Annotated in this window: 12 protein-coding genes; 8 read left to right on the top strand and 4 right to left on the bottom strand. The window is 64.5% G+C overall.

Going from position 1 to position 24567, the window contains the following annotated elements:
• Positions 1-4: 4 nt before the first annotated feature.
• The 4 genes from LPA36_RS08935 to LPA36_RS08920 all read right to left on the bottom strand — a co-directional run bounded on the left by LPA36_RS08935 (position 5) and on the right by LPA36_RS08920 (position 4654).
• On the bottom strand, positions 5-742 hold the full coding sequence (locus tag LPA36_RS08935; protein ID WP_228875796.1) for a metallophosphoesterase: 738 nt from the start codon (positions 740-742) through the stop codon (positions 5-7).
• Positions 743-874: 132 nt separating this feature from the next.
• Positions 875-2299 (bottom strand): c-type cytochrome, encoded by a 1425-nt coding sequence (locus tag LPA36_RS08930; RefSeq protein ID WP_228875795.1) that lies wholly within the window; start codon positions 2297-2299, stop codon positions 875-877.
• Positions 2300-2323: 24 nt separating this feature from the next.
• On the bottom strand, positions 2324-3925 hold the full coding sequence (locus LPA36_RS08925) for a GMC family oxidoreductase (RefSeq protein WP_228875794.1): 1602 nt from the start codon (positions 3923-3925) through the stop codon (positions 2324-2326).
• 147 nt (positions 3926-4072) lie between these two features.
• Positions 4073-4654 (bottom strand): sorbitol dehydrogenase family protein, encoded by a 582-nt coding sequence (locus LPA36_RS08920; protein ID WP_228875793.1) that lies wholly within the window; start codon positions 4652-4654, stop codon positions 4073-4075.
• Positions 4655-5000: 346 nt separating this feature from the next.
• On the opposite strand from LPA36_RS08920, the gene LPA36_RS08915 reads away from it, so the two are divergent.
• From LPA36_RS08915 to treY, 8 genes are all read left to right on the top strand, one after another.
• A complete protein-coding gene (locus LPA36_RS08915; RefSeq protein ID WP_228875792.1) occupies positions 5001-5663 on the top strand; it encodes a DUF1345 domain-containing protein in 663 nt (220 codons plus the stop codon).
• Between the two features lie 387 nt (positions 5664-6050).
• Positions 6051-9494, top strand: a complete 3444-nt coding sequence (locus tag LPA36_RS08910; protein ID WP_228875791.1) for a maltotransferase domain-containing protein — start codon at positions 6051-6053, stop codon at positions 9492-9494.
• Entirely contained in the window at positions 9491-12949 is a 3459-nt protein-coding gene (treS, locus tag LPA36_RS08905; protein ID WP_228875790.1) for a maltose alpha-D-glucosyltransferase, read from the top strand. The genes LPA36_RS08910 and treS overlap by 4 nt, the downstream gene beginning before the upstream one ends.
• A complete protein-coding gene (gene glgB / locus LPA36_RS08900; protein ID WP_228875789.1) occupies positions 12942-15152 on the top strand; it encodes a 1,4-alpha-glucan branching protein GlgB in 2211 nt (736 codons plus the stop codon). The genes treS and glgB overlap by 8 nt, the downstream gene beginning before the upstream one ends.
• Positions 15153-15268: 116 nt before the next feature.
• Positions 15269-17470 (top strand): glycogen debranching protein GlgX, encoded by a 2202-nt coding sequence (glgX, locus tag LPA36_RS08895; protein ID WP_228875788.1) that lies wholly within the window; start codon positions 15269-15271, stop codon positions 17468-17470.
• Between the two features lie 90 nt (positions 17471-17560).
• Positions 17561-19471: a malto-oligosyltrehalose trehalohydrolase gene (gene treZ, locus LPA36_RS08890; RefSeq protein ID WP_228875787.1), complete on the top strand. Its 1911-nt coding sequence runs from the start codon at positions 17561-17563 to the stop codon at positions 19469-19471.
• Positions 19468-21663, top strand: a complete 2196-nt coding sequence (gene malQ, locus LPA36_RS08885) for a 4-alpha-glucanotransferase (protein ID WP_228875786.1) — start codon at positions 19468-19470, stop codon at positions 21661-21663. Before treZ ends, malQ begins: the two co-directional genes overlap by 4 nt.
• Positions 21660-24554, top strand: coding sequence for a malto-oligosyltrehalose synthase (gene treY, locus LPA36_RS08880; protein WP_228875785.1), 2895 nt, complete (start codon positions 21660-21662; stop codon positions 24552-24554). The genes malQ and treY overlap by 4 nt, the downstream gene beginning before the upstream one ends.
• The last annotated feature ends 13 nt before the right edge of the window (positions 24555-24567 follow it).

Here is a 24567-nt window from a genome sequence, read left to right as displayed (position 1 = left end):
TCGCTCAGGGCAACGCCATCGCGGCGGCGCCTTGCGCGCGCGCCGCGTCCACCGTCACCGACCAGCGGTGCGAGCGCCGCGCCTCGACAATCGACAGCTTGCCGCCCGGCCCGAACGCACCGGTATCGACAAATACCTGCGAGCCGATCTGCTGCAACTCGCGCATCGGCGTGTGGCCGCAGTAGGTGAGCGAAAGGCCACGCTGACTCAGGGGATTGCCCGTGCCCAACGCGAGTTCACGCCCCCACAGCAGTTTCTGGCGCACTTCGTCGGAGAATTCGCCAACGTCGAGGTCGTCGTCGGTGCCGAAAAACTCGGCGTGCAGGACATTGAAACGCTCGGCGCCATTGCCGACCACGCGCACAAGCGGCAAGGTCCGGAGCCGTTCCGCGTAGTAGCGCAGCTTTTCGTCGGAAAGCGGCGCGGCCCACGATCCGCCAATGCCATACCACCAGTGACGCCGCAGGCGTCCTTCGGCGACGGCGCACAACGTGTCCTCGTGATTGCCGAGCACGGCGTAGAACCACGGCTTGTCGAGCAGCGCGAGCGCTTCTTCCGACTGCGTACCGCGATCGACCAGATCGCCGACCGAAAACAGCCGGTCGCGCGCCGGATCGAACGCGATTTCGCGGAGCAGATAACGCAGGGCATCCACGCAGCCGTGCAGGTCGCCGACGATGAAATCGCGACCTTTGCGGTTGACGGAGTGATGCCACACGTCGTGGATAAGTACGGGGTCCATAGCCCCATGATAGTGCCACGCAAAAATAGCGTATGCGGGGTGTCTATCGTTTCCGGCACGTCTCGTTGCTTGCCGCCGCCCACGGTTCGGGCGACATCCGGCAAGACCTGCCGACGGGCTCGCAAAAAGCGGTCATTGTTGCGTCGCACGAAGGTTAGCGACCTGATCGACCGACAGTGTCGACTGCGGATTGCCGAACTGCTTCGTCACATAGTTCGCAATTGCCGCAACCTGTTCGTCGGAGAGTTGCGAGGCGAATGAAGGCATCAATACATCGGCGTCCTTCGTCTTACGTTCGACGCCGTGCAGGATCACCATCGCCAGATTGTTCGCGGGGCGCGCGCCCACAGCGCTGTTGTGGATCAGTGCAGGGTACGCGCCGGGCGCGCTCGCGCCGACGCCCTCTCCCGTCCAGTTATGACATGACGCGCAGTTCGCGACGAAAAGCTGCGCTCCGTTCACGCCGCTGATCTTCGTGCCGCGAAGGGCCACGACATCGTTCGCAGGCGCGCCCCACGCTTCGCGCGGGCGCACGTCGCCGCCATTCACGGGCGGCACCGAGCGTAGATAGATCGCGATCGAGCGCAGGTCTTCAGCGGTCAGATATTGCGTGCTGTCCGCCACGACTTCGGCCATCGGTCCCGCTGCGTTCGCGCGTCCGTGGACGACACCCGTCGACAGATAACGCGCAACGTCTTCGTCGCTCCAGTTGCCAATGCCACTGCTCTTGTGCGGCGTGATGTTGAACGCGTGCCAGCCGGACTGCGTCGCGCCTGCAAACCGTTCGCCCGTCTTCAGGCCCTGCGTGACGTTGCGCGGTGTATGACATTCCTCGCAATGCGCGAGGCCCTGTACGAGATACGCGCCGCGATTCCACTCGGGGCTCTGCTTCGGATCGGGAACGAAGCGCCCTTCGGTGAAGTTGAGCATGTTCCAGAACACCATCAGCCAGCGCTGGTTGAACGGGAACTTCACGTCGTTCGCGGGCGGCGTGTAGTGAATCGGCGTGAGCGTATTCAGATACGCGCGGATGGCGAGCACGTCGCGCTCGGTGACCTTCGTGTATTCGGCGTACGGGAACGTCGGATAGAGCCGCTCGCCACCCTTGCCGATCCCTTCGTGCATGGCCTGCAGGAAGTCGGCATCCGTCCAGCTACCGATGCCGGTGTCAGGGTCGGGCGTGATGTTCGGCGTATAGAACGTGCCGAAAGGCGTCGCGATTGGCAGGCCGCCCGCAAACGGACGGCTTTTGTCCGCCGTGTGACATGCAACGCAATCGCCCGCCCGCGCGAGGTATTCGCCGCGTTTCACGAGATCCGGTGTCGCGCTACCCGCGCCGTCGCCCGATGCATCCTGCGCGCGCGCCGCGCTGATCGGCGATTCTTCGTCGTCGTGGCGAACGTCCATCGCCTGCGACGCATACCACGCGAGACACAGCGCAAAGAGTGAAAACGCAGCGGCGAGCGTCGCCACATGCCGGCGACGCCGGCGCTCGATGTAAATGTGCGACTGCACGCCCGGCCCGGCCGGCTGCACGCGCGACGTTTTCTTCGTCATGGTGGCTCTCCGTCAGGTTGTGGGTCAGAGTTCGCGCTTGAGCTTGTCGGCGATCCGCAGCGACAGCGCGGCGATCGTCAGCGTGCAGTTCACCGACGCCGCCGTCGGCATCACGCCGCTGCCCGCGATGAAGAGATTCGGATGATCGTGCGTGCGGCATTCCGGATCGACAACCGAATCCGACGGATCGCTGCCCATGATCGTCGTACCCATGATGTGATTGTTCGGTGCGAACGTGTCGTCGAAACTCACTTCGGTGCCGCCGAGAAGGCTCGCGATCTGCGCGTAAAGCTCATGCGTATTCGCCGCGCTCTTTTTCACGTAATCGTTGATCGAGTAGTAGATTTCCGGCTGCGGAATGCCGAGCGAATCCTTGTGATCCGCCGAAGGCACGATGCGGTTCTGCGGCTCGGCGAGATGTTCGTGAAAGCTGTTGATGTTCAGCGTGCGCGCCGCGCGGTCGCGAATCTGGCGATCCAGTTCGGCGCCTGTCAGGCCTTTCTTCAGCAGGTCGGCGGTCACGCCCATCGTGGCGACGCCGTTCGACAGATGCAGCTTTTTCGCGGCGTAGTCCGCGCGGAACGCGCCGTCGCGGAAGTTGACGATCGACGTCATTTCCATCGGCCCGCGCCCTGGCCAGAGCGGTTCGTTCGCGAGAAACGTGACGCCCGTGCCGGGATGATCCATCAGATTGCGGCCCACCTGGTCGGAGCTGTTGCCGACGCCCTTCGGAAACCGGCCGGAGGTCGAGATCAGCATCAGCTTCGGCGTTTCGATACCGTTCGCCGCGAGCACGAAGAGCTTGCCGCTCACACGTTGGCTGTTGCCGTTGGGGTCCTTGTAGTGCACCGCCGTGACAAGCCCCTTCTCGTCCGATTCGACCTTGTAGACGACCGCCTGTGCAATCAGCGTCGCGCCCGCCTGTTCGGCCTTTTCCGCGTGCACGACGCCGTTGTACATCGCCGCGATCGGACAGATCGGCATGCAGTTGTTGTTCCCGCAACAGGTTGGACGCGCATCGTAAGGACGGCTGTTGCGCGCTACCGGTTCAGGTACGACCTTGAAGCCCTGCGGATTCAGCACGTCCGAAAAACGCTGGTCCAGATATGACAGCGGCAGCGGGTTCATCGGATAGGGCTTCGAGCGCGGCGAACCGAGATCCACCGACGCATCCGGACCGGACACGCCCAGTTGCACCTCGGCTGCGAAGTACCACGGCTCCAGCGCTTCATAGGGAATCGGCCAGTCGCGCCCGACGCCGTACAGCGTCTTCAACCGGAAGTCCGACGGCAGCAGACGCCAGGCAGCCGCGGCCCAGTGCCACGTCGTTCCGCCGACAAGCCGCAGATACTGCGAGTTATACGGATAGTCGCCTTTCTGGATCAGGTAATTGTTCGCGGGGGAGTACTCGGGATGCGGCGAGTAGGGCGTCGATGGATACGGTGTCGCGAAATCGGCCTTCGCCGCCGAGTTGCGGAAATTCTCGACGATCTGCCAGCGCGGAATGCGTGGCCCGGCTTCGAGCAGGATCACGGACGCGCCGGCCAGCGCCAGCTGATGCGCGATCAGACCACCCGCAACGCCTGAGCCGACTACGACCACATCGGCGGATTGTGAATTTGCCATTGTTGTCCTCTTCTGCCGGCTCGTTTCTACCTGCCGATGGAGACAGCTTGCCGGAACGACTCGCCCGCATCGCGCTGCCTGAATACACCCAGAGCGTGTTCTCTTCAAGCCGCCTGGCGGCGAGAGACACAGCTGGCGGCACGCGTTTCACGCATGTCCCGGTTTCTGCGTCCAGTAAAACGGCACATCGAGGCAATACGACGGGATCGTGACGACGTCCTTCACCGGATCGAACATCAGCGCACGCTCGTAGGCGACGACCTGCACATTCGGCGCATCGCCGACAAGGCCGAGATACCACGCGCGCATGATCGCGCCGACGGTCTTCGCGAGCGGCGGCTGGTCGACCTGCAGCGCCTGCGTGACCGTATCGGAAGGCACGCCGCCATGGCTCTGCAGCCACGTGTTGAGCGCGGCGACGTTCTGCGCGAACGCGGTGTCCGACTTCAGCAACGCTTCGTAGACGCGACGTCCCAGCACCGGGTCGAAGCTCGAGCGGCCGGTGAGATGCTGTGACAGGGCAAGGAAGGCATCGAGACCGCCGCCTTGAGGGGCGTCGGCGAATGCGGGAGAAACAAGGAAGTCATATGGCAGGCGAGGACGGCCCGCCATCGTGAAAGCGAGCACGGCTGCGCCGGCGAACGCACCGAGGACCAGCGCCCGGCGGCGAGCGGACTGCGGCGCCGCCGCGTGTGCGGCGGGTGCATCGTTCTCGCGAACATCTGTCATGGGGGCTCCAGATGATGTTATTGGATCAGCCTGCAGGCACGCTCGCGGAACGCGGTACGGCACGTTACGTCAAGGCGGCATGCGGGCTGTCTGCCCCAAACCTGGTCATCGCCGCTGGTGCGGTCTCTTGATGTGATGGCGATGTCGCTGCAATACGCCCGGTTGCCGGCCTGACATCAGCCTTTCATAAACAAAGGCAGTGCGAGAAGACCGGCTTCCGTTGCGACAGACTATAGCCAAAGTGTGCGCATTCGACAATTGCGGACCCGACATCACGGTAGAATCGGCGAGGCAATCGAGACCCGCGTAAGCCCTGCCTTGCCCACGACGAGAACGCTCCTTCCACATGCAAATGAATCTGTATCCGCAGGTGCTTCGCAACCGGCCGCGCATGGTCATCGGCGTTGCCATCGGGCTGGTGGCCGCACTGCTGCTGCCGGGCGCGCTGCGTCCGATGGTGCGCGTCCTGTGTGCATGGGACGTCGCGGTATGGACGTATCTCGCGTTTCTGTGGTTTCACATGGCGACCACGAAGCAGGGGCAGGTGCGCGACTTCGCGGTACGCGAAGATGAGAACGCGGGCGTCGTGCTCTTCATGGTGTGCCTCGCGACGGTCGCCAGCATCGCCGCGATCGTTCTCGAACTTGCCACGGTCAAGAGTTTCAGGGGCAGCACGGGCGCGCTGCATTATGCAATCACCGGCGCCACGCTGATGGGCGCCTGGTTCCTGATCCCGACGATCTTCACGCTGCACTACGCGCGCCTTTACTACGGCGGCGACCAGAAAGAAACGCCGTTGCTGTTTCCCGATCATGCGCTGAAACCGGACTATTGGGACTTCCTGTATTTCGCGTTCACGATCGCCGTCGCCTCGCAGACGGCCGACATCGCGCTGCGTTCGAGCTCGATGCGGCGCGCCGTGCTTGCGCAATCAGTGCTCTCGTTCTACTTCAATGTCGCGGTACTCGGGCTGTGCGTGAACATCGCCGCCGGCCTGCTCGGTTCCTGAACATCCTGTACTCCCCCGTGGCCATGTAAAAGCCACGCGTCGACCGACTGATTTACACGCGCACCGCACGCAGCCTCGCTGTGCGGTGCGCGTGCGGCGGCCTGAAGTTGCATATGACGCTGCATATAGCGTCGGGCCCCCGTCTGGCACAGCGTTTGCTGCATCTCCCCGGTCGATGCGGCCTGGAACCGTTGTACGCACCTTTGCGGACCAGCTTCGCGATTCCATGCGGCGACATGTCGATCTTTGCACTACATTGACCAGTACGCGCACTGCCTCACGCATCCGTCCGGCATCGCGCGGCATCCGGCTCTGGAAGCCCAACGAGCGATGTGATCGCACAGTACGTGCATCCGCACCGCGGCAGGACCAATCTGGACACGACCGATGGAACTTCCCCACGCTTACGCGCCGCGGATCTATTTCCTTCATCCCCTCCTCGTCGGACCGCTCGAGGCCTGGGCCGCCCAGTTTGAACATGCAGCATCGCTTGGCTTCGATCATGTGCTGATCGGCGCACCGTTCCAGCCCGGAACGGCGAACCACGGCCAGATCGTCGCCGATCACGACCGGCTGCACCCCGTGTTCGATGCCCATCAGCCAGCCACGGACGCCCTGCACGAACTCGTCACCGCAGCGCGCGGACACAGGCTGACGGTGCTGCTCGACATCGTGCCCGACCGCGTTGCCGCCGACGGCGCGCTGTTTCGCGATCACGCCGGCTGGTTTCATCCGTTCGAGCCCGAGGAAGCGCGGCTCGATCCGCGCCACGGGCTGCGCGAAGACAATGTGGCGTACGCCAACTTCGCGAACCCTGAGTCCACGGGCCACCTGCTCGACTGGTGGACGCAGAAGCTCTCGGCGCTCGCCGCAGCGGGCATTGGCGGGTTTCGCCTCGACTCGCCCCAGCATGTGCCCGCCGACGCATGGCGAAAGCTCGGCGACGGCGTACGCGCCCGCCATCCCGACGTGCGGTTTCTCGCCGCCACGCCAGGCCTTTCGCGTGACGATGTGATGAAACTGGCGAGCGCCGGCTTTGACAGCGTGTTTTCATCCGCGCGCTGGTGGGATTTTCGCGCTGCATGGCTCACCGAGGAGCACGCAATGCTCACGCGCGTCGCGCCGCCCATTGCGTTTCCCGAGGCGCCCTATGGCACGCGCCTCGTCGCCGACCTGCCTGACGTGCACGATGCGGGTGCCATCGAGCGTGTTTACCGGCGCGCGCTGAACGTGGCGGCGGCCGTCGGCACTGGCTGGCTCGTGCCCATGGGCTTCGAGTACGGCATGGCGCTGCCGATGTCATACACACGCGGCAACGAAGCCGACTACGCGCACGCGCGTGCGTCGGCGCGCTTTGACCTGACGAAAGAAATCGCGCACGCGAACGCGTTGCAGCGCGAGCTGAACACGCTCGGCACGTCCGGCGAACTACGCGCGCTGAGCGGACCGGGCGCGCCGGCGACGGTGCTGCTGCGCGGCAACCGCGCCGATCTGCGCGACGCGGGCGAAGCCGTGCTAATCGTCGTCAATCCCGATCGCGACGTGCCGGTGCGGGTCGATCCGGCGCGCTTCCTCGACGGCGTGCCGGGCAGCTTCACGCGTTTCGCCGCGCTCGACAAGGACCCCACCGATGTGCCGAAGCGCCCGCTGACGCCGTTCACGCTGAAACCCGGTGCGTGCAGGCTGTTTAGCGCGCGCGCCGACAAGCCGGTCGTTCTCGCGCCGCCTGTCGACAAGGCGAGCGGCAAGCGCAGCGGCCACAAGACCGTGATGGACGCCATCGCCGCAGCGCGCGTGGCGATCGAAAGCGTGACGCCTTCGATCGACGGCGGGCGTTTCCCGGTGAAACGCATCGTCGGCGAGCGTGTGGAGGTGCGAGCGGCCATCTTCGCCGAGGGCCACGACAGGATCGCCGCGGCCGTCATCTGGCGCGCCGCCGACGAAACCGTCTGGCACGAAGCGCCGATGTCTCCCGCGCAGCCCGCCGGCAACGATCTCTGGTCGGCGCGCATTCCGCTCGAACGCATTGGCCGCCATGAATTCACAGTCACCGCGTGGCGCGACGACTTCGCGTCGCTCGCCGAGCACATACAGAAGAAGCTGAAGGCCGGCCAGACCATCGAACTCGAAATCGACGAGGCGAGTCATCTCTTCGCGCTCGTGCTCGCCGAAGTGGAGACGGTTGAGGGCGCGATAACGGAACCGCTCACGCGCATCGTCCGCGAATTCGCGAAAGCGGATACAGCGGGGCGCATCGAACTGCTGCTCGCGCCGACGACGGCGAAAGCGGTCGCCGCCGCGCACCACCGGCCATTCCTCACGCGCGATCCGGTTATTTACCGGATCGAATCGGAGCGTGCCGCTGCGCGCTTTGCAAGCTGGTACGAAATCTTCCCGCGTTCGATGAGCGACGACGTGCACCGCCACGGTACGTTCGCCGATGTGATCACGAAGTTGCCGCGTATTCGCGACATGGGCTTCGACGTGCTGTACTTTCCGCCGATTCATCCAATCGGCGTCGCGAACCGCAAGGGACGCAACAACACGCTGAATGCGCTTGAAGGCGACGTCGGCAGTCCGTACGCGATTGGCGGCAAGGAAGGCGGCCATACGGCCGTGCATCCCGAACTCGGCACACTCGACGACTTCAAACGCATGCTGGCCGCCGCGCACGATCACGGCCTCGAAATCGCCCTCGACTTCGCGATCCAGTGTTCGCCGGATCATCCGTGGCTGAAGGAGCATCCGACATGGTTCGCATGGCGCCCCGACGGCACGCTGCGCTACGCCGAAAATCCGCCGAAGAAGTATCAAGACATCGTGAATCCGGACTTCTATGCGCACGACGCGAAGCCCGACCTGTGGATCGCATTGCGCGATGTGATCCTGTTCTGGATCGACGCGGGCGTGCATATCTTCCGCGTCGACAACCCGCATACGAAGCCGTTGCCGTTCTGGGAATGGATGATCGCGGACGTGTGCGCACGGCACCCCGACACGATCTTTCTCGCCGAGGCGTTCACGCGGCCGCGCATGATGAACCGGCTCGCCAAGATCGGCTACTCGCAGTCGTACACGTATTTCACGTGGCGTGAGTCGAAGCGCGACTTCACGGAGTATCTGACTGAACTCACGCAAAGCAGCGCGCGCGAAGTCTACCGGCCGAATTTCTTCGTCAACACGCCCGACATCAACCCGCGCCATCTGCAGTCGCAGGGACGCACGGGCTTCGTGATTCGCGCGGCGCTGGCCGCGACGCTGTCGGGGCTATGGGGCGTCTATAGCGGCTTCGAACTGTGCGAAGCCGCCGCGCTGCCGAACAGCGAGGAATATCTCGATTCCGAGAAGTACCAGCTGCGCGCGTGGGACTGGAACCGGCCCGGCAACATCGTCGGCGAGATCACTGCGCTCAACCGCATTCGCCGCGCGAATCCTGCGCTGCACACGCATCTGAACATCACGTTCCTGCCCGCGCACAACGAGCACATCCTGTTCTTCGAGAAAGCCACCGAAGCGCGCGACAACGTCATCATCGTTGCGATCAATCTCGATCCGTTCAACGAACAGGGCGCGGATATCGAGCTTTCATGGGCGACGTTCGCGCACTGGCATCTGAACGATCAGGCCGCGATCGAGGTCGTCGACCAGATGACGGGCCAGCGTTTCGAATGGTACGGAAGGTGGCAACACGTGCGGCTCGATCCCGGCACGCAACCGTTTGTGATCTGGCGCATTGCACCCGCTGGCGGATTGCCCCGCGACATCCCTGACAACCACGGTGAGACCGACGCGGACACTCACGTCGACTCGCCGAACGAAGGTGCGATATGAAACGCGACGACACACCCGAAAGCTCCTCGCATGCGCGCTCGACAGGCGCGACGACCAGCGTAGCAGCACCGGTTGGTCATCCCAAACCGCACAAGGCCGGATCGCGGCGCGGCAAGCCCTCAACGTTGAGCGACGATCCGCTCTGGTACAAGGACGCAATCATCTACCAGGTCCACATCAAGTCGTTCTTCGATGCGAATAACGACGGCGTTGGCGATTTTCCCGGCCTGATCGCGAAGCTCGACTACATCGCCGAACTCGGCGTGGATGCGATCTGGCTGCTGCCGTTCTATCCGTCGCCGCGACGCGACGATGGCTACGACATCGCCGATTACCGCAACGTCCACCCGGATTACGGCAATCTCTCCGACGTCAAACACTTCATCCAGGAAGCGCACGCGCGCGGTATCCGCGTGATTACCGAACTGGTGATCAACCATACGTCGGATCAACACCCGTGGTTCCAGCGTGCGCGTCACGCAAAACCGGGCTCGAACCATCGCAACTACTACGTGTGGTCCGATACCGACCAGAAGTACACGGAAACACGGATCATCTTCATCGATTCCGAGCCGTCGAACTGGACGCACGATCCGGTTGCGGGCGCGTACTACTGGCATCGTTTCTACTCGCATCAGCCGGATCTGAACTTCGATAATCCGGCCGTGCTGAAAGAAGTGCTGCAGGTAATGCGGTTCTGGCTCGACATGGGCATCGACGGTCTGCGGCTCGATGCAGTGCCGTACCTCGTCGAGCGCGAAGGCACGAACAATGAAAACCTGCCGGAAACGCACGCGGTTCTGAAAAAGATTCGCGCGACCATCGACGCCGAATATCCGAACCGGATGCTGCTCGCCGAAGCGAACCAGTGGCCGGAAGACGTGAAAGAGTATTTCGGCGACGAAGACGAATGCCACATGGCGTTCCACTTTCCGCTGATGCCGCGCATCTACATGTCGATTGCGAGCGAAGACCGCTTCCCGATCACCGACATCATGCGGCAGACGCCGGACCTCGGCGAGACGAACCAGTGGGCGATTTTCCTGCGCAATCACGATGAACTCACGCTGGAAATGGTCACCGATTCCGAGCGCGACTATCTGTGGAACACGTACGCGAGCGACCGGCGCGCGCGTCTGAACCTCGGCATTCGTCGCCGGCTTGCGCCGCTGATGGAACGCGACCGCAGACGCATCGAACTGATCAATTCGCTGTTGCTTTCGATGCCGGGCACGCCGGTCATCTATTACGGCGACGAACTCGGCATGGGCGACAACATTCACCTGGGCGACCGCGACGGCGTGCGCACGCCGATGCAATGGTCGTCGGACCGTAACGGCGGTTTTTCGCGTGCCGATCCTGAACAGCTGGTGCTGCCGCCCGTGATGGGCTCGCTCTACGGCTACGACGCGGTCAACGTCGAATCGCAAAGCCGCGATCCGCATTCGCTGCTGAACTGGACGCGCCGCATGCTCGCCACGCGGCGCGCGAAGCGCGCGTTCGGCCGCGGCACGATCCGCTTCCTGAAGCCGGAAAACCGCAAGATTCTCGCGTATCTGCGCGAAGTACCGGACGAGCCGACGATTCTCTGCGTCGCGAATCTTTCGCGTGCGCCGCAGGCCGTCGAACTCGACCTGTCCGAATTCGCGGGCACCGTGCCGATCGAAATGACCGCCGATTCCGTGTTCCCGGCGATCGGGCAGCTGACCTATCTGCTGACGTTCCCGCCCTATGGTTTTCTGTGGTTCCTGCTTTGCCCGGGCAGCCAGCGCCCGACATGGAGCCAGGCGCATTCGGAGCCGCTGCCCGAGTTCGTCACGATCGTGATCCGCGAAGGCCAGCTCGGCCCGACCCCGGAGAACGTCCGTCTGCTCGAATCGGAAGTGCTGCCCTCGTGGCTTACACGGCGGCGCTGGTTTGCGTCGAAAGACCAGAAACTGCAGGCCGTACGTCTCGCCGCGCTCACGACGATTCCCGACGCGGGATTCGCTTTCACCGAAATCGAAGCGGATGTCGGCAATCATACGGAACGCTATGTCGTGCCACTTGCGATTACATGGGGCAGCGACACCACCACGCCGCTCTTCATGCAGCTCGCGCTTGCGCGCGTGCGGCGCGTGCGCAACATCGGGCATCTGACGGACGCGTTCTCGTTGCCGCAATTCGCGCACGGCGTGCTGCGCAAGCTGCGCGAGCGCGCGGTCATTCCAACTGTACAGAAGAGCGAGATCTGCTTCATTCCAACCGACCGGTTCGACGAACTCGACCTGGGCGACCGGCCGGAAATCCGCTGGCTCGCGGCCGAGCAGAGCAACAGCTCGCTCGTTGTCGCCGACGCGATCGTGCTGAAGCTCGTGCGGCGGCTCGTCGACGGCATTCACCCGGAAGCGGAAATGAGCCGCTACCTGACGCAGCTCGGCTATCAAAACACGGCGCCGCTTTTCGGCGAAGTCGTGCGCGTTGATCCTGCCGGCGTGCCGCACACGCTCGCGATCCTGCAGGGCTTCGTCGACAACCAGGGCGACGCGTGGAACTGGGCGCTCGATTATCTGCGCCGGTTTGTGGATGAACTGGCGTTCACGACCGACGGCGTCGAACAGTCGCCCGACCGCGCGAACGAAGAAGAAGCGATCGACGGCTACTGTTCTTTCGCGGGCATCATCGGCAGACGGCTCGGCGAGCTGCATGTCGCGCTTGCGTCGCCATCGGGCGATGCCGCATTCGCGCCCGAGACCGCATCTCCCGCGCAGGTGAAGGCGTGGGTCGACGGCACGCAGTCGTTGCTCGCGACCGCGCTCGACATGCTCGCGGAACGCGTCGACCACCTCGTCGACGACACGCGCGATCTCGCGAAGAGCCTGCTCGACCGGCGCGCGTTGCTCACCGAAGCCGTGTCGAAACTCGTGCCAACCGACGCAAAGGCACTGCGCATCCGCATTCACGGCGACTTCCATCTGGGCCAGGTGCTGGTCGCGCAGGGCGATGCGTACCTCATCGATTTCGAAGGCGAACCGGCGCGCACGCTCGAAGAGCGGCGCATGAAGTCGAGCCCACTGCGCGATGTCGCGGGCTTGATGCGCTCGCTTTCGTACGCGAGCGCGGCCGCGCAATCCACGATGGAAAACGCGCCGCAGCAGGTTGCCGATCGCAAGCGCGCCCTCTTCGACCGCTTCCGGGGCTATGCAACGCAGGCCTTCCTCGATGAATATCGCAACGCCGTCACCGGCGCGCCGCAACCGCTCGTCGAACCAGCGTTCGAAGAAGCGCTGCTCGATCTGTTCCTGATCGAGAAGGCCGCCTACGAGATCCGTTACGAGGCCGCCAACCGGCCGACGTGGCTCGGCCTGCCAGTGCGGGGGCTCGCGGCGCTCGCAAGCCGCATGCTCGGCGATACCGGCGCGCCGCAGCACGATCATGCTGCACCGAACCCGCAGGGCGGGGGCGACCATGAATGATCGCGATCTCACCATCGGCCTGAATCCGCTCGACATCGATGCGCTCGTCGAAGCGCGCCACCCGGATCCGTTCTCGCAACTCGGGCTGCATCACACGGACGCCGGCCCGGTCGTGCGCGTCTTGCTGCCCAACGCGGCAGGCGTCACGATCATCGCGCGCGACGACGGCCGCACGCTCGGCGAACTCACGCATATTCACCACGGCCTCTTCACCGGGCACGTTTCAGAAGCCGTGCCTTATCGTCTGCGCATCGACTGGCATGGCACGCCGCAAGAAATCGAGGATACGTACGCGTTCGGCAACGTACTGTCGGACGAAGCGCTGACGCGTCTGTCGCACGGCGACCCGTATGCGGTGCTCGAATGTCTCGGCTCGCGGCCTGCGATGATCGACGGCGTGCCTGGCGTGCGTTTCGCCGTGTGGGCGCCGAACGCACGGCGCGTTTCAGTCGTCGGCGATTTCAATTCGTGGGATGGGCGCCGTCATCCGATGCGTCTGCGTCATCAGGCGGGCGTGTGGGAGCTGTTCGTGCCGCGCGTCGCGGCGGGCGCGCGCTACAAGTACGAAATGCTGACACGCGACGGACACCCATTGCCGCTCAAGGCCGACCCTTGCGCGATGCAGACCGAGCGACCGCCCGCCACAGGTTCAGTCGTCGCGCACGTCGACGAAGTCGAACAGTTTCCATGGACCGACCACGCGTGGATGCAGTCGCGCGGCGGCAGGCAGACCGCGAAGTCGCCCATCTCCATCTACGAGGTTCACGCCGAATCGTGGCTGCGCGTCGCCGAAGAAGGTCATCGCGGCCTGACGTGGACGGAAATGGCCGAGCGTCTGATTCCGTACGCGAAGGGCATGGGCTTCACGCACCTCGAGTTCATGCCGGTCGCCGAGCATCCGTTCGGGGGTTCGTGGGGATATCAGCCGCTTTCGCAGTTCGCGCCGTCCGCACGCTTTGGCAAGCCGGAGGAATTCGCCGCGTTCGTCAACCGCGCGCACGAGGCCGGTCTCGGGATCATTCTCGACTGGGTGCCCGCGCACTTCCCGAACGATGCGCATGGTCTGGTCGAATTCGACGGCACGCCGCTCTACGAGCACGCGGATCCGCGCGAGGGCTATCACCAGGACTGGAACACGATGATCTACAACCTCGGCCGCAACGAGGTGAGTGCGTTCCTCGTTGCATCCGGGCTTGCATGGCTCAAGCGCTATCACGTCGACGGCCTGCGCGTGGACGCAGTTGCATCGATGCTCTATCGCGACTATTCGCGTGCAGCCGGCGAATGGGTGCCGAACATTTACGGCGGGCGCGAAAATCTCGAATCGATTGCGTTCCTGAAGCGGCTGAATCACGAAGTCAGACATATGCCCGATGTGCACGGCGCGATCACCATCGCCGAAGAATCGACGGCATGGCCAGGCGTCACCGCGCCGCTCGATCAGGGCGGACTCGGCTTCGACTTCAAGTGGAACATGGGCTGGATGCATGACACGCTGCACTACATGCACGAAGACCCGGTATATCGCCGCTATCACCATCACAACATGACGTTCGGAATGGTCTACGCCTATTCCGAACGCTTCGTGCTGCCGCTCTCGCACGATGAAGTGGTACACGGCAAGGGCTCGCTGCTCGGCAAGATGCCCGGTGACCGCTGGCAGAAATTCGCGAACCTGCGTGCGTACTTCGGGTTCATGTGGACGCATCCGGGCAAGAAGCTGCTCTTCATGGGCGGCGAATTCGGGCAGCTCGCGGAGTTCAATCACGACCAGTCGCCGCACTGGCATCTGCTCGACGACGCGTTGCATCACGGCACACAGATGCTCGTGCGCGACCTGAACCGCCTCTATGACAGCGAGCCCGCGCTGCATGTGCTCGACAGCGAGCCGGGAGGCTTCGAGTGGCTCATCGGCGATGACAGCGGCAACAGCGTCTTTGCATTCAGACGCGTAGACGGCGCGGGCCGCGAACTCGTCGCCGTGTGCAATCTGACGCCGGTGCCGCGCCTCGGCTATCGCCTCGGCATGCCGCGCGGCGGCCGCTGGAGCGAAGTGCTGAACACGGATGCCGCCATTTATGGGGGCTCGAATGTCGGCAACGGCGGACTGATCCACACGGAGGACGTAGTGAGTCATGGCAAACCGCACTCGGCATTGCTCGTGCTGCCGCCGCTTGCGACCATTGTCCTGCGCGCAGACTGAACGCGGTGTGGAGTGCCCGGCGTGTACGAAGAACCGCACGATCAGTGCACCGATGCGCGCCCCGCTGCAGCCTGTAGTTCCCGATAGCGCACAAATCAGAACAAGGAACGGGAATCATGTCGCACGCATTGCCCGACCGGCTGTTGCCGGGTTCTTGCTATCCGCTTGGGGCCAGCTGGGATGGTCTCGGCGTGAACTTCGCCGTGTTCTCCGCGAACGCACAGCGCTTGCAGCTGTGCCTGTTCGACCCGACTGGCCGCAAGGAGCTGATGCGTTTCGACATGCCCGAATGCACCGACGAGGTCTGGCATGGTTATCTGCCGGGCGCGCATCCGGGCACCGTCTACGGCTTTCGTGCCGACGGCCCTTACCAGCCGCAGCACGGCCATCGCTTCAACCCGCACAAGCTGCTGCTCGATCCGTACGCGCGCAAACTTGTCGGACAGTTCCGCTGGTCCGACGCGCTCTTCGGCTATCGCGTGCATTCGAACCGGCTCGATCTGTCGATCGACCGCCGCGATTCCGCACCGGCGATGCCGAAATGCGTCGTGATCGACGAAGCGTTCGACTGGTCGCACGATGCGCGCCCGAACGTGCCGTGGGGCGAAACGGTGATGTACGAGGCGCATCTGCGCGGCGCGTCGATGATGCGGCCCAACCTGCGTCAGCACGAACGTGGCACGTTCGCCGCGCTCACGTCGCCCGACTTCATCGACCATCTGCTCAAGCTCGGCGTGACCGCGGTGGAACTGCTGCCGGTGCACGCGCTTCTGAACGACCGGTTTCTGGTGAGCCGCGGCCTGCATAACTACTGGGGCTACAACACCGCCGCGTTCTTTGCGCCGGAGCCGTCGTATCTGTCGACGCACCGGCTCGACGAAATGCGCATCGCCGTGCGCCAGCTGCACGCGGCGGGCATCGAAGTGATTCTCGACGTGGTCTACAACCACACGTGCGAAGGCAACGAACAGGGACCGACCGTCTCATGGCGCGGCCTCGACAACGCGAGCTACTACCGGCTGATACCCGGCGACGAGCGGCATCACATCAACGACACCGGCTGCGGCAATACGCTGAACATCCAGCATCCGCGCGTATTGCAGATGGTGATGGATTCGCTGCGCTACTGGTCGACCGCGTTCAATATCGACGGCTTCCGTTTCGATCTCGGCGTGACGCTCGGTCGCGAATACGCCGGTTTCGATCCCGGTTCGGGATTCTTCGATGCGATCCGCCAGGATCCCGTGCTCTCACAACGCAAGCTCATTTCCGAGCCATGGGATATCGGGCCGGGCGGCTATCAGCTCGGCAATCATCCGCCGGGATTCAGCGAATGGAACGACCGCTTCCGCGATACCGTTCGCCGTTTCTGGCGCGGCGACGCCGGGCTTCGTCCCGATCTGGCGGCGCGTCTGACAGGATCGGCCGACCTCTTCAACCGCCGCAGCAGAAAGCCATGGGCGTCGGTCAATTTCGTGGCTTCGCACGACGGCTTCACGCTCGCCGATCTCACCGCCTACGAGCACAAACACAACGAGGCGAACACCGAAGGCAACAACGACGGCCACAACGAAAACTGCAGCCGGAACTGGGGCGTCGAAGGCCCGACCGACGACCCGGCGATCATCGAAACCCGCGCGCGCGTGGCGCGTTCGATGGTCGCGACGCTCTTCACCGCGCTCGGCACGCCGCTCTTTCTCGCCGGTGACGAGTTCGGCCGCACGCAGCAGGGCAACAACAACGCATACTGTCAGGATAACGAGATTTCCTGGCTCGACTGGGAACGTGCGACGCTGCCAAGCGGCGCGCGGATGACAGAATTCGTCTCACGCGTGATCGCGTTGCGCAAGGCGCATCCGCTGCTGCGCGAGACGCGTTTTCTGTTCGGCGATCACGAAGTGCTGCCGGGCCTTTACGATATTGGATGGTTCGATGAACGCGGCGAGCCTTTGACAATCGAAGCGTGGCAGGACCCCCAAGGACGTGCGCTGACCCTGCGTCGCGCCGGGTCCGATCTGAATGGTCAGACGGAAGTATTGTTGATGATGTTGAATGCATCGTCGGAGGCGCTGATGTTCGCTCCGCCTCCGCCTCATCTGGAATGGAATGTGCTGCTCGATACGGCCCGCCCCGAAGCGCCGTCGCATCCGCTTGCCACGCCCACGCTCGAAGTCGCCGCGCATGCGCTCGTCGTGGTTGGCGCGCTGCCTGTAGGCGACGCGGACTGGCAGGCGGGCTGGCGTGCAGGCGCACAGTACGGACCGCGTCTGTTGACAGCGTTGCCGCCCGATCCGGGCGGCGCGCCCGAACACGAATGAGCCGCGCCGCGTACGTCGCAAACGGGTTCGACTGTCCCGCCAGCGGGGACATCCGGGCCGTGCGACGTGAAAACCGAATGGTGACGAATCATGTCTGAAAGTCCGATTGATCCGCACAAGCGCCATCACGCGCACTGCCTGCCGTTCGGCGCGCAGCTGCGTGGCGCCGAAAGCAGCACGCCGCATACGCGTTTTCGCTTCTGGGCGCCTTCATGCAAAGCGGTGACCGTCGAAATCGAAGGCGGCGCGCCGAAGGCATCCGTCGCGATGACCCCCACCGGCAACGGCTGGTTCGAAGCGGAAGTCGCGTGCGGCGCGGGCACGCTCTATCGGTATTGCCTCGACGGCGGTCTCACGGTTCCCGATCCTGCATCGCGCTTTCAGCCCCAGGACGTGCACGGTCCGAGCGAAGTGATCGATCCGCGGGCGTACACCTGGCAGCATACGAACTGGCATGGCCGGCCGTGGGAAGAGACCGTGCTGTACGAACTGCACGTGGGCGCGCTTGGCGGATACAGCGGCGTCATGGCGCGTTTACCCGCACTCGTCGATCTAGGCGTGACGGCGATCGAACTCATGCCGCTTAACGATTTCCCCGGCACACGCAACTGGGGTTATGACGGCGTGCTGCCCTACGCACCTGACGCCAGCTATGGCCGCCCGGAAGACCTAAAGGCACTCGTCGATCACGCGCATGGTCTCGGCCTGCAGGTGTTTCTCGACGTGGTGTACAACCACTTCGGTCCCGACGGCAACTATCTGCATCAGTACGCGAAGCCGTTCTTCCGCGAGGGCACGCACACGCCCTGGGGGCCGGCCATCGACTTCGATCGCATCGAAGTGAACGAGTTCTTCTGCGACAACGCGCGCTACTGGCTCGACGAATACCGCTTCGACGGGCTGCGTCTCGACGCGGTTCATGCGATCGATAACGACGCATGGCTGCGCGAGTTTTCGGAGCACGTTCGCGCGCACGTGCAGCACGGCAGGCACGTCCATCTCGTGCTGGAAAACGAGCGCAACACGGCCACGCTGCTCGACACGCATTTCGATGCGCAGTGGAACGACGACGCGCACAACACGCTGCACGTGCTGCTGACAGGCGAGCACGAAGGCTACTATCGCGCGTACGTCGATCAGCCGGTGCAACGACTCGCGCGCATTCTCGGCGAAGGGTTTGGCTATCAGGGCGACCCTTCGCCGATACACGATAACCGGCCGCGCGGCGAGGCGAGCCGGCATCTGCCGCCCACATCGTTCGTCATGTTTTTGCAGAATCACGATCAGATCGGCAATCGCGCAATGGGCGAGCGTCTGCGTTCGCTGTGCGCGCCCGATGCGTTGCGCGCGGCAACCGGCCTTTTGCTGCTGTCGCCGCAGATTCCCCTCCTCTTCATGGATGAAGAATCCGGCTCGGAGCAACCGTTTTTCTTCTTCACCGACTACACCGGCGACCTCGCGGATGCGGTACGCGAAGGACGTCGCCGCGAGTTCGCGCGCTTCTCGGCGTTCAGCGACGAAAAGCGCCGCGCGCAGATTCCCGATCCTAACGACGCGCGTACGTTTGCATCGTCGTCGCCTTCGATACGTGCGTCCAAAGAAACGCACAGCGCGGACCAGCTCGAATGGATGCACTTCTATAAATCGGCGCTGGCCGTGCGCGCGAAACTCATCACGCCGCGGCTGCGCCACGCAAAGGCGCGCGGCGCACGCGTGCTGCGCGCGCAAAACGGCGACGATGCCAACGCGCTCGTGGCGAGCTGGAAGCTTGGCGATGGCGAGACGTTGTCCATCGCGCTCAATCTTTCGGACGAGACGGTACCGTTCGCGGAAATCCCCGTGGGGAAGGTGATTTTCGAAACGCCGGCACGCGTACGCGACGCGATTGCAACGAACGTCCTGCCGTCGCTTTCATTCGTCGCGTGGCTGACGGGCGACATCAGTCACTACGCCTTCGGCCACGATGCACGCAAGGTAGCAAAACCGGAGCCGCACGCGTGAACACAACCCGACGCGCCACCGAAACGCTCGAAAGCCTCGCCGCACGCGCAGGCTTTGAAGTCGAATGGAGCAACGCCCACGGCGAAATGCAACGCGTGCCTGACAGCACGCTTGCCGTGCTGCTCGAACGCATGGGCCTGCCGTGCGGCAGCGCCACGCAACTCAGACAAAGCGCGGCCACGCTCGACGCGGAAACGGCAGGACGCAAGTTGCCGCCGCTGATGACCGCCGAATGCGAACGCGGTATCGCACTGCCCGCCGCTGCCGTGAAATCTGGCAGCCGCTACCGTATCGAACTCGAAAGCGGTGCGATCATCGATGGCCGCTTCACGGCGCCCAAAGGCGAAGCTGCGCTGCTATCGCCGATCAGCGAAGTGGGCTATCACACGCTCGTGATCAACGAGCAGCGCATGACGCTCGCCGTTGCGCCAACGCGCTGCTACACCGTCGCCGACGCGTGGCGCGCGCTGCACGAAGACGCCTCCAGCGTGCCGCCGCTGTGGGGCGTGGCCGCGCAGCTATACGGGCTGCACCGCACCGGCGACGGCGGCATCGGCGATTATTCGGCGCTCGCCGCGCTCGCAATCGAAAGCGCGAAACACGGCGCACATGCGCTCGCGGTCAGCCCGACGCACGCGATGTTCAGCGCCGAGCCGGAGCGGTTCAGTCCGTATTCGCCGTCGTCGCGGCTGTGGTTGAACGTGCTGCATATCGATCCTGCGGCGGTGTTCGGTGCAGACATGGCGCGCGCCGCGCTCGCGCAGGTGGACGCGGGCCAGACGTGGTCGCAACTCGAAGCGCAACCGCTGATCGACTGGCCCGCTGCTGCCGTTCTGAAGCTTAAAGTCCTGCGCGCGCTCTTCGAGCATTTCTGCGTGCACGAACGTGCGCAGGACGCGCCGCGTGCGCTCGAATTTCACGGCTTCTGCGTACGCGGCGGTCGCGCGCTCGAAGATCACGCGCGCTTCGAGGCGTTACAGGCCGCGCAGCTCGCGGCGCCCGACGGTAACGGTCACTGGCGCAACTGGCCGGAAAACCTGCGCGATCCGCGCAGCGAAGAAGTCGAAGCGTTCGCGCAGGTGCATCGTCACGAAGTCGAGTTTCATCTGTTCCTGCAATGGCTCGCCGCGAAGGGACTCTCGCACGCGCAGCACGCCGCGCGTGACGCGGGCATGGCCGTCGGCCTGATCGCGGACCTCGCCGTCGGATGTGACAGTGCGGGCAGCCATGCATGGTCGTATCGCGATGAAATGCTGACGGGCGTGTCGGTTGGCGCGCCGCCCGATCTGTTCAACCAGGCGGGTCAGGCGTGGGGGCTCACCACGTTCTCGCCGCGCGCGATGCGCACGCAGGGTTTCGCCGCATTCATCGACATGCTGCGTGCCGCCTTCGCGCATGCGGGCGGCGTGCGGATCGATCACATCCTCGGCCTGCGACGGCTCTGGCTCGTGCCCGACGGCGAAAAAGCCGCGAACGGTGCGTATCTGCGCTATCCGCTCGAAGACATGTTGCGGCTCATCGCGCTCGAATCGTGGCGGCATCGTTCGATCGTGATCGGCGAGGATCTCGGCACCGTGCCGCCGGGATTTCGCGAGCGGCTCACAGAACACGGGCTGTCGGGCATTCGTGTGCTGTGGTTCGAGCACGCCGGTTGGGGCCAGGGCTTCAAGGCGCCGCAACACTGGGACCGCGACGCCGTATCGACCACGACGACGCACGATCTGCCGACGGTGGCCGGCTGGTGGCTCGGCGCGGATATCGACTGGCGCAACCGCATCGGCCAGACCTCGGCGCGTGCCGACGGCCGCGATCCGGTCGCGCTCGCGCACGACGAACGCGCGGGCGATCGCGCCGCGTTGTGGCGCGCGTTCCAGGCCGCTGGCCTCGCACCTCACGACGTGCCCGCGCCGCCGCTCGACCAGCCGCCCGTCGACGAGGCGCTGGCCTATGTCGCGATGACGCCCGCGGTACTGGTCACGTGTCCACTTGAGGATCTGCTCGCGCTCGCGGATCAACCCAATCTGCCCGGCTCCATCGACGAACATCCGAACTGGCGCCGCCGTCTCGCGCCACCGGTCGATGAGCTCTTCAGGGACGCGACGTTCTGCGACCGGCTGCGCGCGGTCGCTGCGAGGCGCGCCGCATCCGCGCCGGCTTCCAACTCTGCTTCTTCACCGTCTGACCTGCCATGACTGTTCCACGCTCCACGCTCAGACTGCAGTTCCATCGCGACTTTACGTTCGACGATGCGCTCGCGCACGTCGAATACTTCGCGGCCTTAGGCATCAGCCACCTGTACGCTTCACCGGTTACCACCGCCGGGCCCGGCTCGACGCACGGCTACGACACCATCGATTACACGCAGGTCAATGCAGAACTTGGCGGCGAGGCGGCGCTCAGACGGCTCGCCGATAAACTGCACGCGCACGGCATGGGGCTTATCGTCGATGTCGTACCGAATCACATGGGCGTCGGCGGCTCGGGCAACGCGTGGTGGCAGGACATTCTCGAATGGGGACGGCATAGCGCGTACGCGCGGCATTTCGACGTCGACTGGCATTCGCCCGATCCGGCGCTGCGCGGCAAGGTGCTGCTGCCGTGCCTCGGCACTGCGTATGGCGACGAACTCGCGGCCGGCCAGATTGTGTTGCGCTTCGCCGCCGATACGGGTCGCTTTTACGTCGCGTATCACGACCACGTGTTTCCGGTGTGCCCGATCGAATACGCGAGCATCCTGAAAGCCGCCGACCGCGCCGATCTGGCCGCGCTTGCAGAGCGCTTCAACGGCGTCACCACGCAGCCCGCCGACCAGCCCCGCGCCGCCGAAGGCATCGAGGCGTTGCGCACGTACGTCGCGCAAAACGGGCTGGCGGGAATCGAAGCCGCGCTTGAAACGTTCGATGCCAACGCGCCAGTTACGCGCGAGCGCCTGCACCGGTTGCTCGAACGACAGCACTATCGTCTCGCGTGGTGGCGCACTGCCGCCGACGAAGTCAACTGGCGGCGCTTTTTCGACATCAGCACGCTTGCGGGTGTGCGCGTTGAACGCCCCGAGGTGTTCGATGCCGTGCATGCGCTGATTTTCCGGCTGTACGCGGAAGGAATCGTGGACGGCGTGCGGATCGATCATGTCGACGGTCTCGCCGAGCCGCGCGAATATTGTCAGCGGCTGCGCCAGCGGCTTAACGAACTGCGTGAAGGCAACCCGTATTGCGTCGTCGAAAAAATCCTCGCGCGCGGCGAGCCCTTGCGCGATGACTGGCCCGTCGACGGCACGACGGGCTACGACTTCATGAACGACGTCGGCGCGCTGCTGCATGATCCGCGAGGCGCCGAGCCGCTCGCCGCCACGTGGGCGGAACTCACGGGACGCAGCCCGTCGTTCGCGGACGAAGCATTGATCGCGCGTCGCAAGATCCTGACCGAGAACCTCGCGACAGAGCTGGATCGTGCGGCGCGTGCGCTGCATCGTATTGCACGCGACCAGTTGTCGACGCGCGACTACGCGTTCACCGCGATCCGTCGCGCGCTGGCCGAACTGGTGGTGCATTTTCCGGTGTACCGTATCTATCCGCAAAACAGCGTGCGTAGCGAAGTCGACAACCGCTACTTCAATCAGGCGTTCGACGCCGCGAAGCGCGTGCTCCCGCGCGGCGATCACGGCGTGCTGGAACGCATCGGTGAATGGCTCGGCGGTGCGCAGCAGGCAGATGACGCCACCAACAATACTGCCGCGCGTTCGCCCTCCGCGCAGCCGGGCGGAAACGGTGGCAATGCGCCCAGTCATTCGGGATCGTCGCGGCGTACCGCGCAAACGGTCTTCTCGCAGCTGACCGCGCCCGTCGCGGCGAAAGGAATCGAAGATACCGCGTGCTACCGCTATGGGCGTCTGCTGTCCCGCAACGAGGTGGGCGCCGACCCGGGCGAATTCGCGCTGACGGTCGAGCAGTTTCATGCAGCCAATCGCGAACGCGCGCTACGTTTTCCGCACGCGATGCTCGCCACCGCGACGCACGATCACAAACGCGGTGAGGACATGCGCGCGCGCCTTGCCGTGCTGAGCGAAATTCCGCAGGAATGGGGCGCGACGCTGCGCGGCTGGTCGACCTTGAACGCACCGCAACGTCGCGAGACGGGCGGCCATGATCGCGTTTTGCGCGACACGCCGGACACAGCGGAAGCCGCGGCCGGCGCGCAACACTGGGCACCGGGTCCCGATGCGGAAGCGATGCTGTATCAGACGCTCGTCGGCTGCTGGCCGATCGACCTCGCGCCTGACGATGAGGCAGGCGTCAAGGCGCTCGCCGAACGCGTCGCGCGATGGCAGCTGAAGGCGTTGCGTGAAGCAAAGTTGCGCACCAACTGGCTCGCGCCCGACGAAACCTATGAAAACGCCTGCCGCGATTTTCTCTTCGATGTGCTCGCACCTCAACGACGCGACGGCTTTCTGCGCGAGCTGCATGCTTTCGTCGAGCGGATCAGCGCGGCGGGCGCGATCAACAGCCTGCAGCAGACGGTGCTGCGTCTCGCGTCGCCGGGTGTGCCCGATCTGTATCAGGGCACCGAGTTGTGGGACTTCAGTCTCGTCGATCCCGACAACCGGCGACCCGTCGATTTCGCGCAACGGCACGCATGGCTCGTTGCCACGCCGCCTTCTGAGCAGCTTGCCAACTGGCGCGACGGTCGCGTGAAGCTGGGCGTCGTGCAACGCATGCTCGCGTTGCGCACGCACCTTCCCGCGCTGCCCGATCAGGGCGTATACATGCCGCTGCGGGTTCGTGGCAGCCAGGCCGCGCATGTGATCGCGTTCGCGCGACGCTACGGCAACGCGTATGGCGTCGTCATTGCCACGCGCCTCGCCGCGACCTTGCTCGACCCGGGCGCGGACACGCCGCTCGTCACGCCCGAACGCTGGGGCGATACGGCCATCGAGATGCCTGAGGCGCTCGCTGCGCGCGCGCTGTTCGACTGGTTGAGCCCGGGCGCACCCAGGGTCGATGAATCCGGCCTGCTGTATCTGCGCGATGCGCTCACAGCGTTGCCCGTTGCGATGCTGGTCGAAGAAGGCGTACCGCCGGTGTGAGCGGGAGCGCTTC

The organism is Paraburkholderia saeva (assembly GCF_907164555.1).
Taxonomy (GTDB): domain Bacteria; phylum Pseudomonadota; class Gammaproteobacteria; order Burkholderiales; family Burkholderiaceae; genus Paraburkholderia; species Paraburkholderia saeva.
The sequence above is the reverse complement of the archived record's forward strand: the minus strand, read 5'-3'. Positions and strand labels throughout refer to the sequence as shown.